The following is a 13,385-nucleotide window of genomic DNA, read 5'->3' as shown; positions in this document are numbered from 1 at the left end:
GGGCCTTCGGTGAACTCTCTCATTCCGCTGCTGGTGGCGGCTCCGCTGGCCGGTGCCGCCCTGCTGCTCCTCGGTGGCCGCCGCTTCGACCGGTTCGGCCACTGGCTGGCCACCGGGCTGGCCGCGCTCTCGTTCGGCTTCGGGCTCACGCTCTTCTCGGACCTGCTGGGCCGCGAGGCCGAGGACCGCTCGATCACCGAGCACCTGTACAGCTGGATCCCGGTGAACGGGTTCCAGGCCGATGTCGCGTTCCAACTCGACCAGCTCTCCATGACGTTCGTCCTGCTGATCACCGGCGTGGGCACGTTGATCCACCTCTACTCGGTGGGCTACATGGCGCACGACGAGCGCCGGCGGCGTTTCTTCGCGTACCTGAACCTCTTCCTGGCGGCCATGCTGCTGCTGGTGCTCGCCGACAACTACCTGCTGCTGTACGTCGGCTGGGAGGGCGTCGGCCTCGCCTCGTACCTGCTGATCGGCTTCTGGCAGCACAAGCCGAGCGCCGCGACGGCCGCCAAGAAGGCGTTCATCGTCAACCGGGTCGGCGACATGGGTCTCTCCATCGCCATCATGCTGATGTTCGTGGAGTTCGGCTCCTTCGCCTTCGGCCCGATCCTCGGTTCGGAGGGGACGGTCGGCGCGGCCGGGCAGGCCAGTGAGGGCAAGCTGACCGCCATCGGCCTGATGCTGCTGCTGGCGGCCTGCGGCAAGTCCGCCCAGGTGCCGCTGCAGTCCTGGCTCGGGGACGCCATGGAGGGCCCGACCCCGGTCTCGGCCCTGATCCACGCGGCCACCATGGTGACCGCCGGCGTCTACCTGATCACCCGCTCCGGGGCCGTCTTCAACCTGGCGCCGGACGCCCAGACCGCCGTGGTGGTGGTCGGCGCGGTCACCCTGCTGTTCGGGGCGATCGTCGGTTGTGCCAAGGACGACATCAAGAAGGCGCTGGCCGGCTCGACCATGTCGCAGATCGGCTACATGATCCTGGCGGCGGGTCTCGGCCCGATCGGTTACGCCTTCGCGATCATGCACCTGGTGACCCACGGCTTCTTCAAGGCCGGGCTCTTCCTCGGCGCCGGTTCGGTCATGCACGGCATGAACGACGAGGTGAACATGCGTCACTACGGCGGCCTGCGCAAGTACATGCCGATCACCTTCGTCACCTTCGGCCTCGGCTACCTGGCCATCATCGGGTTCCCCGGTCTGTCCGGCTTCTTCTCCAAGGACAAGATCATCGAGGCGGCCTTCGCCAAGGGTGGCACGGAGGGCTGGATCCTCGGCCTCTGCACCCTGGTCGGCGCCGCGATCACCGCGTTCTACATGACCCGGGTGATGATCCTGACCTTCTTCGGCGAGAAGCGCTGGCAGCCGGACGCGGACGGCAACGACCCGCACCCGCACGAGTCGCCGAGCACCATGACCATCCCGATGATCGTGCTCGCCTTCGGTTCGGTCTTCGCCGGCGGGCTCTTCGTCCTGAACGACTCCTTCGTCACCTGGCTGGAGCCGGTCACCGGTCACTCGGAGGGGAACTCGCCGCTCACTCCGCTGGTGGTCACCCTGCTCACCACGGTCTGCATGCTGGTCGGTGTCGCGGTCTCGTACCTGATGTACGGCCGCTCCGCCGTCCCCGTGGTGCCGCCGGTCGGCTCCCCGCTCACCCGGGCCGCCCGTCGGGACCTCCTCCAGGACGACTTCAACCACGCCGTCCTGGTCCGCCCCGGTTCGGCGCTCGCCGCGGCGCTGGTCTACTTCGACAGCCGCGGCCTGGACGGCTTCGTCAACGGCCTGGCCGCCACCATCGGCGGGATCTCCAGCCGGCTGCGGCGGATCCAGAACGGCTACGTCCGCTCGTACGCGCTCTCCATGTTCGGCGGCACGCTGGTGCTGGTCGCCACGACTCTCCTGATGAGGTCCGTCTGATGGATAGGGATTACACAGACCGTCGGGGAGGCGCGGCATGAGTGCCCTGCTGACCGCCACCTGCGCCGTCCCGGCGGCCGGCGCGGTGCTCACCGCCGCGCTGCCCGCCGGGACGACCGGGCCCCGGCGGCGGACCACCAAGGTCGTCGCCCTGGGCGTCTCGGCCGTCACCCTGGCCCTGGCGGCCACCGCGGTCGCCCGGTTCGATCCCGACGGCGCCCGCTACCAGCTCACCGAGTCCTACAGCTGGATCCGTTCCTTCGGCATCACCTTCTCGCTCGGCGTGGACGGCATCGGTGCCGTGCTGGCCCTGCTCACCGCCGTCCTGGTGCCGATCGTGATGCTGGCCTCCTGGCACGACGCCGATCCCGCCCCAGGGCAGGACGGCCCCACCTCCTTGCCCGCCCGCGGGAAGGAGGGGGCCGGGGTCGCCGCGCCGGACGGGACGTTCGAGAACAGGCGCCGCACCCAGGGGTACTTCGCCCTGATCCTGGCGGTGGAGGCGATGGTGATCGTCTCCTTCTACGCCACCGACGTCTTCCTCTTCTACGTGTTCTTCGAAGCCATGCTGATCCCGATGTACTTCCTCATCGGCGGCTTCGGCGACAAGGCGGGCGGCTCCGAGTCGGCCCGTCAGCGGTCCTACGCCGCGGTGAAGTTCCTGCTGTACAACCTGCTCGGCGGTCTGGTCATGCTGGCCGCCGTGATCGGGCTGTACGTGATCGCGCAGGACCAGGGGTTCGGCACCTTCGACCTCCGGACGCTGACCACCGCGATCGCCGACGGTCAGCTGGTGCTCAGCGGCACCGCCGAGAAGGCGCTGTTCCTCGGCTTCTTCTTCGCCTTCGCCGTGAAGGCCCCGCTCTGGCCGCTGCACACCTGGCTGCCCAACGCGATGGGCGAGTCCACCGCCGGAACGGCCGTGCTGATCACCGCGGTGGTCGACAAGGTCGGCACCTTCGCGATGCTCCGCTTCTGCATCGGGCTCTTCCCGGACGCCTCGAAGACCTTCGCCCCGGCGATCCTGGTCCTCTCGGTGATCGGGATCATCTACGGCGCGCTGCTGGCCATCGGCCAGAAGGACATCAAGCGACTGGTCGCGTACGCCTCCATCTCGCACTTCGGCTTCATCATCATGGGCATCTTCGCGCTGACCAGCCAGGGTCAGAGCGGAGCCACCCTCTACATGGTCAACCACGGCATCTCCACCGCTGCGTGGATGCTGGTGGCCGGCTTCCTGATCTCCCGCCGCGGCTCGCGGCTGATCGCCGACTACGGCGGCGTGCAGAAGGTCGCCCCGGTGCTCGCCGGGACGTTCCTGATCGGCGGCCTGGCCACGCTGTCGCTGCCCGGGCTGGCGCCCTTCGTCAGCGAGTTCCTGGTGCTGGTCGGCACGTTCACCCGGTACCCGGCGATCGGCATCGTCGCCACCTTCGGCATCGTGCTCGCCGCGCTCTACGCGCTGCTGCTCTACCAGCGCACCATGACCGGCCCGGTCAAGGCCGGGGTGCACGGCATGCCCGACCTCAAGGCGCGCGAACTCGCCGTCGTCGCCCCGCTGGTGGCCCTGACCATCCTGCTCGGTGTCTACCCGAAGCCGCTCACCGACATCGTCAACCCGTCGGTGGACGCGACACTCTCGCAGGTCCACGAGACCGACCCGGCGCCGGCCCACCCGGTCGCCGCCACCTCAGGAGGTGAGCACAAGTGAGCACCACCGGTTGGCTCGCCGCCGCCGGCGGCAACACGTCGAGCATTCCGGCGCCGCACGTCGAGTACGGCCAGCTCTCCCCGATGCTGGTGGTGTTCGGCGCCGCCGTGACCGGCATCCTGCTGGAGGCCTTCCTGCCCCGGCGCCACCGGCACTGGGCACAGGTCTCGGTGGCCCTGCTCGGCCTGGTCGGCGCGTTCACCGCGGTGGTGGTGCTCGCCGCCCAGGGGTACGGCTCCACCAAGGTCGACCTGCTCGCCATGGGTGCGGTCGCGCTCGACGGGCCCGCGCTGTTCCTGCAGGGCGTCATCCTGCTGGCCTCCGTGGTCGCCGTGCTCACCTACGCCGAGCGGAAGTTGGAGCCCAAGGCCGGGGGTGAGCCGGCCGACGCGTTCGCCGCGCAGGCCGCCGCCACGCCCGGCGGCGAGCAGGAGCGCGCCGCGATCCGGGCCGGCTTCGCGACCAGCGAGGTCTTCCCGCTCACCATGTTCGCGGTCGGCGGCATGCTGCTGTTCCCCGCCGCCAACGACCTGCTGACCATGTTCGTAGCGCTGGAGGTCTTCTCCCTCCCGCTCTACCTGCTCTGCGCGCTGGCCCGGCGCCGCCGGCTGCTCTCCCAGGAGGCGGCGGTCAAGTACTTCCTGCTCGGCGCCTTCGCCTCGGCGTTCTTCCTGTTCGGCACCGCGCTGCTGTACGGCTACGCGGGCAGCGTCCGGCTCGGCGAGATCTCGGACGTCATCTCCGGCAAGGCCCTGGCCACCCCGGCGCTGCTCTCCACCACGCAGAACGACGCCCTGCTCCTGGTGGGCCTGGCGATGCTCGCGGTCGGCCTGCTCTTCAAGGTCGGCGCGGTGCCCTTCCACTCCTGGACCCCGGACGTCTACCAGGGCGCCCCGACCCCGGTCACCGGGTTCATGGCGGCGGCGACCAAGGTGGCCGCCTTCGGCGCCATGCTGCGGCTGTTCTACGTGGCCTTCCCCGGCCTGCGGCTGGACTGGCGGCCGGTGATGTGGGGCGTGGCCATCCTGACCATGGTGGTCGGCGCGATCCTGGCCGTCACCCAGCAGGACGTGAAGCGGCTCCTCGCCTACTCCTCCATCGCGCACGCCGGGTTCATCCTCACCGGCGTGATCGCCACCAGCAAGCAGGGGCTCGGCTCCGTGCTGTTCTACCTGCTGGCGTACTCCTTCGTGACGCTCGGCGCCTTCGCCGTGGTCACCCTGGTGCGCGACTCCAAGGGCGAGGCCACCCACCTGTCCAGCTGGGCGGGGCTGGGCCGGAGGTCCCCGCTGGTCGCGGCGGTCTTCGCGCTCTTCCTGCTGGCGTTCGCCGGCATCCCGCTCACCTCGGGCTTCACCGGGAAGTTCGCGGTCTTCCAGGCCGCGGCGGCCGGCGGCGCGACCCCGCTGGTGATCGTGGGTGTGCTCAGCTCGGCGGTGGCCGCGTTCTTCTACATCAGGGTCATCGTGCTGATGTTCTTCTCGGACCCGCAGCCCGGTGGGCCGACCGTGGCCATCCCGAGCGCCTTCACGGCCACCGCGATCGGTATCGGGGTCGTGGTCACCATCGGCCTCGGGGTACTGCCGCAGTACTTCCTGGACCTGGCGTCGAAGGCCTCGCTCTTCGTCCGCTGAGTTCCGCCGTCCGGGTGCTCCGCCGCCCGGGCTCCGCTCCACCGCTCCACCGCTCCACCGCTCGACCGTCCGGCATCGGTTCCGGCGTCCGGGCGGTGCTCCAGCGCTCCGTCGTCCGGGCCGCGCGCTCCGTGCGCGCGGCCCGGCCGTGTCGTCTCCGGATCGGCTCCCACCAGCGAGTCCGGCCCGATCATGACAGGATCCGCACGCCCGTGCAGTGATCCACTCGCGACCGGATACCCTGCCTGTATGGCCAGCGGCGGCACTCAGGGACCAGGCCGCTAGATCGACCAGGGACAGAGGAGTGGTCTTCGTGACCGTCGTGGGACCCTTTGGGCTCAGCGTGCAGGACCGCGATCTGACCCGCGATGTCCAGTCCGGGATGGACGCGGTGGAGATCGCGCTCACCGAGGCCGTGAAGAGTGACGTCCCGTTCATCACCGTGACCGCCAGCCACCTGATGGAGGCCGGCGGCAAGCGCTTCCGCCCCCTGCTGGTGATGCTCGCCGCGCAGTTCGGCGACACCAACGCCCCGGGCGTGGTCCCGGCTGCCGTGGTGGTCGAACTGACCCACCTTGCGACGCTCTATCACGACGACGTCATGGACGAGGCCCCCGTGCGCCGCGGGGCACCCAGCGCCAACTCGCGCTGGGACAACTCGGTCGCCATCCTCACCGGCGACTTCCTCTTCTCCCGCGCCTCCCAGGTGCTCGCCGACCTCGGCCCGGAGGCCGTCCGGCTGCAGGCCGACGCGTTCGAGCGGCTGGTCACCGGCCAGATCCTGGAGACCGCCGGCCCCGGCCCGGAGGACGACCCGCTCCGCCACTACCTCGACGTGCTGGCCGGCAAGACCGGCTCGCTGATCGCCGTCTCCTGCCGGATCGGTGCCCTGATGGCCGGTGCCGAGCCGTGGGTGACCGACATCCTCAGCGCGTTCGGCGAGCGGATCGGCATCGCCTTCCAGCTGGCCGACGACGTGCTCGACATCGCCAGCGACGGCCACGAGTCCGGCAAGACCCCCGGCACCGACCTGCGCGAGGGTGTGCCGACCCTGCCCACCCTGCTGCTCCAGCAGATGCCGGTGGACGAGTCCGATCCGGCCGACCTGCGACTGCGCGAGCTGCTCGAAACCGACCTCAGCGACGACGAGCCGCACGCCGAGGCGCTGCGCCTGCTGCGCCGCCACCCGGCGCTGGAGCACGCCCGCCGGGAGACCCTGCGGCATGCGGAGGAGGCCCGCGCGCTGCTCGACCCGCTGCCCGACGGCGCGGCCAAGGCGGCTCTCCAGGGCCTGTGCGACGCGGTGGCCATCCGCACCATGTGACGGGCCCGCCCGGCGGTGGCCGGGCGGGCAGGCGCGCGAGTGGTCGGGCGGACCGGTGGCCGTGCGGTGGCCCGGTGGTGACTGGACGACGGCCGGCCGCTGTCCGCCGCGGGCCCCGTGCCGGCGGCCGCCGGGATGCACCGCCCGGCAGCCCGGGGCGTCCGCGGATAGGGAAGACTGACACCCGTCAGCACCACCCGTCAGTACCGCCCGCAGCGCCGCCAACCCGGAAGGCCACCATGCTTCGCGTCGTCATCGCCGAGGACTCCGTCCTGCTTCGGGAAGGCCTGACCAGGCTGCTGACCGATCGCGGTCTGGAGGTCGTGGCGGGTGTCGGCGACGGCGAGGCGCTGCTGAAGGCCGTCCACGAGCTGGCGGCCGCCGACTCCCTGCCCGATGTGGTCGTCGCCGACGTGCGGATGCCCCCGACCCACACCGATGAGGGCGTGCGCGCCTGCGTCACGCTGCGCGGCCTCTACCCCGGCGTCGGTGTCCTGGTGCTGTCGCAGTACGTGGAGGAGCGCTACGCCTCCGAGCTGCTGGCCGGCTCCACGCGGGGCGTGGGGTACCTGCTGAAGGACCGGGTCGCCGAGGTCCGCGAGTTCGTCGACGCCGTGGTCCGGGTCGCCGAGGGCGGCACCGCGCTGGACCCCGAGGTGGTCCAGCAGCTGCTCAGCCGCAGCCGCAAGAGCGACGTACTGGCCGGGCTGACCCCGCGCGAGCGGGAGGTGCTCGGCCTGATGGCGGAGGGCCGGACCAACGCCGCGGTGGCCAAGCAGCTGGTGGTCTCGGACGGCGCGGTGGAGAAGCACGTCAGCAACATCTTCCTCAAGCTGGGCCTGGCCCAGAGCCCCGAGGACCACCGCCGGGTGCTCGCGGTGCTCACCTACCTGAACTCGTAGCGGGGCCGGTGGCCGGCCCGCCGCGGGCCGACGACGGGCGTACGCGGGGCGCGCGCACGCCGCGGTGCGCCCGAACGGGCCTGGTCCCGCCCGGCGCGGGCCTGGTCACGGACCGTGTTGCTATGACATCCGGTGGTGATTTCCCGCCGCATTGGGTAGTTCCGTCCAAGGCAATCCTTACCCGCATAGGATGCGAGAGGTGCACCAGGCGGACGGGGCACACGGCTCACGCCCGCGGCTGGTGCCCACGAGGAGGTCCGCGGCAGTGACCAGTCAGGTCGATCAGTCAGAAGCGGTGGACGGCCCGGACGGCGACGGAGGCCGTTCCGGGTCCGGTGAGGGCCGCTCCGGCCCCGCCGTGCCGGCCGGTCCGCAGCCCAGGCGCGCCAAGCCGATCCGCAGATTGGACCGGGTGATCATCCGATTCGCCGGAGACTCCGGCGACGGTATGCAGCTCACCGGTGACCGCTTCACCTCGGAGACGGCGTCCTTCGGCAACGACCTCTCCACTCTGCCCAACTTCCCGGCCGAGATCCGGGCCCCCGCCGGAACGCTCCCGGGTGTCTCGTCCTTCCAGCTCCACTTCGCCGACCACGACATCCTGACCCCGGGGGACGCGCCCAACGTCCTGGTGGCGATGAACCCGGCCGCCCTGAAGGCCAATGTGCCGGACCTGCCGCGCGGCGCGGAGATCATCGTCAATACCGACGAGTTCACCAAGCGCGCGCTGGCCAAGGTCGGCTATCCGGCCGACCCGCTGGCCGACGGCTCGCTGGAGGCCTACCACCTGCACAAGGTGCCGCTGACCACGCTGACCCTGGAGGCGCTCAAGGACAGCGGGCTGGCCCGCAAGGACGCCGAGCGCGCCAAGAACATGTTCGCGCTGGGCCTGCTCTCCTGGATGTACCACCGGCCCACCCACGGCACCGAGTCCTTCCTGCGCAGCAAGTTCGCCAAGAAGCCGCTGATCGCCGAGGCCAACATCAGTGCCTTCCGGGCGGGCTGGAACTTCGGCGAGACCACGGAGTCCTTCGCGGTCTCCTACGAGGTGCCGCCGGCCAAGCTGCCGCCCGGCCGCTACCGCAACATCTCCGGCAACCTGGCCCTGTCGTACGGCCTGATCGCCGCTGCCGAGCGTGCCGGGCTGCCGCTCTACCTCGGCTCCTACCCGATCACCCCCGCCTCGGACATCCTGCACGAGCTGAGCAAGCACAAGAACTTCGACGTGCGCACCTTCCAGGCGGAGGACGAGATCGCCGGGATCGGCGCGGCGCTCGGCGCGGCCTTCGGCGGCGCGCTCGGCGTGACCACGACCTCCGGTCCGGGCGTGGCGCTGAAGAGCGAGACCATCGGCCTGGCCGTCTCGCTCGAACTGCCGTTGCTGGTGGTCGACATCCAGCGCGGCGGCCCGTCCACCGGTCTGCCGACCAAGACCGAGCAGGCGGACCTGCTGCAGGCGATGTTCGGCCGCAACGGCGAGGCGCCGGTGCCGATCGTCGCCCCGGCGACCCCGGCCGAGTGCTTCGACGCGGCCCTGGAGGCGGCCCGGATCGCCGTCACCTACCGCACGCCGGTGTTCCTGCTGTCGGACGGCTACCTGGCGAACGGCTCCGAGCCCTGGCGGATCCCCGAGGTCGCCGAACTGCCCGAGATCACCCCGGACTTCGCGACCGGCCCGAACCGCGAGGACGGGTCGTTCTGGCCCTACCAGCGCGACCCGCAGACGCTGGCCCGCCCCTGGGCGGTGCCCGGCACGCCGGGTCTGGAGCACCGCATCGGCGGGATCGAGAAGCAGGACGGCACGGGGAACATCTCCTACGACCCGGCCAACCACGACTTCATGGTCCGCACCCGCCAGGCGAAGGTGGACGGCATCGCCGTCCCCGCGCTGGAGGTCGACGACCCTCCCTCCTCGCCCGCCGACGGGCAGGAGGGGTCCAGTGGCGCGGCGCGCGTCCTGGTGCTCGGTTGGGGCTCGACGTACGGGCCGATCACCGCGGCGGTCCGCCGGGTCCGGGCCGACGGCGGGCGCATCGCCCAGGCGCACCTGCGGAACCTGAACCCCTTTCCGGCCAACCTGGGCGCGGTGCTCAAGAGTTACGACAAGGTCATCGTTCCCGAGATGAACCTCGGGCAGCTGGCGCTGCTGCTGCGCGCCAAGTACCTGGTGGACGCGCAGTCCTACAACCAGGTGCGCGGACTGCCCTTCAAGGCGGCCCAGTTGGCGGACGTGCTGTGGGCGGCGATCGGCAGCCTGGACGAGTCGGCGAGCGTGTCCACGGCCGGCTCGGCGGGGGATGCGGCGGCCGGCGCGGCGGGTGGTCCGGCAGGCGGTTCGGCGGATGGGCCGGCAGGCGGTTCGGCAGCCGGTCCGACAGGTGGTTCGGCGAGCGAGGAGGACAACCGATGAGTGAGCAGTTCCCCTCCTTGAAGCTGGTGCCCAAGGCCGGCGCGCCGCAGAGCGCCAAGGAGTTCAAGACCGACCAGGAGGTGCGCTGGTGTCCCGGCTGCGGGGACTACGCGATCCTGGCGGCGGTGCAGTCCTTCATGCCGGAGCTGGGGATCAAGCGGGAGAACACCGTCTTCGTCTCCGGCATCGGGTGTTCCTCGCGCTTCCCGTACTACATGAATACCTATGGTGTGCACTCGATCCACGGTCGGGCACCGGCCATCGCCACCGGCCTGGCCTCCTCGCGGCAGGACCTGAGCGTCTGGGTTGTGACGGGTGACGGCGACGCCCTGTCGATCGGTGGCAATCACCTGATCCACGCGCTGCGCCGGAACGTCAACCTGAAGATCCTGCTGTTCAACAACCGGATCTACGGCCTCACCAAGGGCCAGTACTCGCCGACCAGCGAGGTCGGCAAGATCACCAAGTCCACACCGATGGGCTCGCTGGACGCGCCGTTCAACCCGCTCTCGCTGGCCATCGGTGCCGAGGCCACGTTCGTGGCGCGGACCATCGACTCCGACCGCCAGCACCTCCAGTCCGTGCTGCGGGCGGCGGCGGAGCACGAGGGCACGGCGCTGGTGGAGATCTACCAGAACTGCAACATCTTCAACGACGGAGCCTTCGAGATCCTGAAGGAGTCGGGCACCCGGGACGAGGCCCTGATCCGTCTGGAGCACGGGCAGCCGATCCACTTCGGCGCCGACCACTCGAAGGGTGTCTTCCGCGCCGCCGACGGCGAGCTGTACGTCGATGCCGTCACCGCCGACAACGCGGCGTCGGTGGTCGTCCACGACGCCCATGCCGCCGGCCCCGCGGCGGCGTTCGCGCTCTCGCGGATCGCCGACGCCGACACCCTGCACCACACCCCGATCGGCGTACTGCGCAGCGTTCGGCGTCCGGTGTACGACGAGCTGATGGCGGGCCAGCTGACCGCGGCGGCGGCGCAGCGCGGCCCCGGGGACCTCGGTGCACTGCTCGCGGGCAGTGACACCTGGACGGTGGACTGACCCGACGCCACGGCAGGAACGACGGCGCCCCTCGGCTCGGCCGGGGGCGCCGTCCTGTTGTTCCGGCCGCTCCGGTTCTTCCGTCGTTCCGGTCGGCTACTGCTGGGCCCACTCGACCAGCTGGATCACCACGCCGTTCGGGTCGGTGACCTGGAAGAGCTTCTCGCCCCACGGCTCCTCGCGCAGCGGCATGGTGATCGTGACGCCCTCGTTCCGGAGCCGCGCCTCCTCGCCGGTCACATCGGTGACGACGAAGGCCAGGATCAGCCCGGCCGCGTGCTGGTCCCGGACATCCTCGGGCAGGACCTCGATGCCGCGCCGCAGGTAGACGACATTCATTCCGGCGTCGTCGCGCCCGAGCGAGACGAAGCCGTCGGCTGCCATCTGCTCGACGAATCCGAAGTGCTTCCGCAGGAAGTCGGCGGAGGTGGTGACGTCCTCGACAGTGAGCGAAACAGCGGAACCGGTGATCTGCATCAGGAGGTGCCCTCTCGTCGGCGATTATCCCGTACGCAGTACACTGTACATTGTACAGAGTATCGCGCCAGAGCTGTTTCCGGTCATCCCGGTGGCTGGATGTCGCCGGGAGGGCCGCGTGGCCGTGAGCCTGAAGGGGGCTGAGGCGAGAGGGCTGAGGCGAAAGGGGCGAGGTGAAGGGGGGCGGCCGGGCCGCGAAGGCTCAGTCCAGCCCGGGGAGAGGGTCCTGGTCGACCTCGTGGCGGGGGACGCGTTCGGCGGGGTCGCGGCACTCCGGGCCGAGCCGGAGGATCCGGGACTCCGGGTCGTGGAGCGGTCGGTGGCAACGCCGGCAGGTGACGCGGGAGCGGACGGCCTCGGGTGCGGTGGTGCCGGGGAGGGGTTCGGGGGCGGCGTTGGTCATGGGGCAGACGGTAGCCGGGCGGGTGGCGTGAAAGGATCGCCCCATGCCCAGCGACCGCAGCAGCGCAGGAGATCCGGCGCGTACCCTCGCCCTGCTCTGGGGGCTGACGGCGGAGGAGAAGCCGGGCCGGCGCGGACCCAGGCAGGCGCGGTCCACGGCGGAGATCGCCGCGGCGGCGATCGTGCTCGCGGACGCCGAGGGCGTGGACGCCGTGACGATGCGGCGGGTCGCCCAGGAGCTCGGGCTCTCCCCGATGGCGCTGTACACCTACGTCCCGGGCAAGGCCGAGCTGCTCGATCTGATGCTGGACAGCGTCTACGCGACGATGCCGCGCAGCGCCCCCGTCGACGGGGGCTGGCGGGCCAGGGTCGCCGCGGTCGCCGACGACAACCGCGCGCTCTATCGCTCCCACCCCTGGGTCGCGAGCGTTTCCACCAGCCGTCCGCCGTTGGGGCCGGGGCTGATGGCCAAGTACGAGTACGAGCTGCGTGCCCTGGAGGGCACCGGCCTGCCGGACGTGGAACTGGACGCCGCGCTCACCCACCTGCTGGGCTTCGTCCAGACCTGCGCCCGGATGGGCGCCGACGAGCGGGCCGCGCGACAGGACAGTGCGATGACCGACGAGCAGTGGTGGGCGGCCAACGCGGACCTGCTGGCCCGGGTCTTCGACGTCGAGCGGTACCCCGTTGCCGCCCGGGTCGGTGCGGCCGCCGGGGAGGTGTACGGAGGCGCCTACAACGCGGATCACGCGTACGCCTTCGGGTTGGCCCGGGTGCTGGACGGGCTCGCGGCGCTGATCGAGGAGAACTCGCAGCGCTGATCGGGGGCACCCCGCCGACGGGCCGCGATTCTGTAGACCGGTCGGTCTGTTGTGGGCACCTTATGTAGACCGGTCTGCAGATTCGACGCTCCGGACGACGGGGATTCTATGGACCGGTCTACATATATGGGCCCGATATGCAGGCCAGACATGCAGGCACGACATGCAGGCACGAATAGGCAGACCGACCGACATATGTAGACCGACCGACATAAAAAGCGCCCTCCGGCTACCCGGTTCAGCGCGGGCGGGCGTCGTATCCGGTGCGAGCCTCCTGGACGGCGGGGACGCGCTTCTCCGACCAGTGGGCGAGGGCAGCCACCAGCTCGGCGGCCTCCCGGCCGAGCGGGGTGAGGCTGTAGTCCACCCGGGGTGGGATCACCGGGTAGGCCTCGCGGAGGACGAAGCCGTCGCGCTCCAGGGTCTGCAGGGTCTGCGCGAGCATCTTCTCGCTCACCCCCGAGACCCGGCGGCGCAGCTCGCTGAAGCGGTAGCCGCGCTCGTTCAGCGCCGCCAGCACCAGGACGCCCCAGCGGCTGGTGACGTGCTCCAGCACGCCGCGGGAGGGGCACATGCGGTCGTAGACGTCCGGCGGGGGCAGTTCGCGGAGCGGGGCGGCCGGAGGGGGAGTGGGCGTGGTGGCTTCGCCCTGGGTCATTACCTGCATATCAGTACCCTACTTTGAAGTGCGTACTTTCGATAGGTTAGTGCCACCCCTAGGGTGAGTGTCGA

11 protein-coding genes are annotated in these 13,385 nt (G+C 70.7%); 8 read left to right on the top strand and 3 right to left on the bottom strand.

The genetic code is table 11. The features are described 5' to 3' along the window. Positions 1 to 9 precede the first annotated feature (9 nt). The 7 genes from nuoL (at position 10) to ACWDRR_RS16495 (ending at position 10,953) form a co-directional block, all read left to right on the top strand. On the top strand, positions 10 to 1,923 hold the full coding sequence (nuoL, locus tag ACWDRR_RS16525) for an NADH-quinone oxidoreductase subunit L (RefSeq protein ID WP_449772887.1): 1,914 nt from the start codon (positions 10 to 12) through the stop codon (positions 1,921 to 1,923). A 37-nt stretch (positions 1,924 to 1,960) separates the two neighbouring features. Then, positions 1,961 to 3,634: an NADH-quinone oxidoreductase subunit M gene (locus ACWDRR_RS16520; protein ID WP_449772886.1), complete on the top strand. Its 1,674-nt coding sequence runs from the start codon at positions 1,961 to 1,963 to the stop codon at positions 3,632 to 3,634. After that, complete coding sequence (gene nuoN / locus ACWDRR_RS16515; protein WP_449772885.1) at positions 3,631 to 5,268, top strand: NADH-quinone oxidoreductase subunit NuoN; 1,638 nt, start codon at positions 3,631 to 3,633, stop codon at positions 5,266 to 5,268. The genes ACWDRR_RS16520 and nuoN overlap by 4 nt, the downstream gene beginning before the upstream one ends. Positions 5,269 to 5,581: 313 nt before the next feature. Next, positions 5,582 to 6,592 (top strand): polyprenyl synthetase family protein, encoded by a 1,011-nt coding sequence (locus ACWDRR_RS16510; protein WP_449772884.1) that lies wholly within the window; start codon positions 5,582 to 5,584, stop codon positions 6,590 to 6,592. Positions 6,593 to 6,831: 239 nt separating this feature from the next. Beyond that, the gene (locus tag ACWDRR_RS16505; protein ID WP_449772883.1) at positions 6,832 to 7,494 is read left to right on the top strand and encodes a LuxR C-terminal-related transcriptional regulator; all 663 of its coding nucleotides are present in this window, start codon (positions 6,832 to 6,834) and stop codon (positions 7,492 to 7,494) included. A gap of 265 nt (positions 7,495 to 7,759) precedes the next feature. Beyond that, positions 7,760 to 9,904 (top strand): 2-oxoacid:acceptor oxidoreductase subunit alpha, encoded by a 2,145-nt coding sequence (locus ACWDRR_RS16500; protein ID WP_449772882.1) that lies wholly within the window; start codon positions 7,760 to 7,762, stop codon positions 9,902 to 9,904. Continuing rightward, on the top strand, positions 9,901 to 10,953 hold the full coding sequence (locus tag ACWDRR_RS16495) for a 2-oxoacid:ferredoxin oxidoreductase subunit beta (protein ID WP_449772881.1): 1,053 nt from the start codon (positions 9,901 to 9,903) through the stop codon (positions 10,951 to 10,953). The genes ACWDRR_RS16500 and ACWDRR_RS16495 overlap by 4 nt, the downstream gene beginning before the upstream one ends. Before the next feature lie 96 nt (positions 10,954 to 11,049). On the opposite strand, the gene ACWDRR_RS16490 is transcribed toward ACWDRR_RS16495, so the two are convergent. Both ACWDRR_RS16490 and ACWDRR_RS16485 read right to left on the bottom strand, forming a co-directional pair. Beyond that, on the bottom strand, positions 11,050 to 11,430 hold the full coding sequence (locus ACWDRR_RS16490) for a VOC family protein (RefSeq protein ID WP_449772880.1): 381 nt from the start codon (positions 11,428 to 11,430) through the stop codon (positions 11,050 to 11,052). Positions 11,431 to 11,632: 202 nt separating this feature from the next. Beyond that, positions 11,633 to 11,833 carry a DUF6011 domain-containing protein gene (locus ACWDRR_RS16485; protein ID WP_449772879.1) on the bottom strand — a complete coding sequence of 67 codons (201 nt, stop codon included), beginning with the start codon at positions 11,831 to 11,833 and terminating at the stop codon, positions 11,633 to 11,635. Positions 11,834 to 11,876: 43 nt separating this feature from the next. On the opposite strand from ACWDRR_RS16485, the gene ACWDRR_RS16480 reads away from it, so the two are divergent. Next, complete coding sequence (locus tag ACWDRR_RS16480) at positions 11,877 to 12,653, top strand: TetR/AcrR family transcriptional regulator (RefSeq protein ID WP_449772878.1); 777 nt, start codon at positions 11,877 to 11,879, stop codon at positions 12,651 to 12,653. Positions 12,654 to 12,891: 238 nt separating this feature from the next. Here ACWDRR_RS16480 and ACWDRR_RS16475 read toward each other — a convergent pair whose 3' ends face one another. Beyond that, positions 12,892 to 13,227, bottom strand: coding sequence for a winged helix-turn-helix transcriptional regulator (locus ACWDRR_RS16475; RefSeq protein WP_449773005.1), 336 nt, complete (start codon positions 13,225 to 13,227; stop codon positions 12,892 to 12,894). Between the last annotated feature and the right edge of the window lie 158 nt (positions 13,228 to 13,385).

The organism is Kitasatospora sp. NPDC003701, assembly GCF_053587085.1.
Note: the sequence above shows the minus strand (reverse complement) of the source record. Positions and strands in the feature narration are given on the sequence as shown.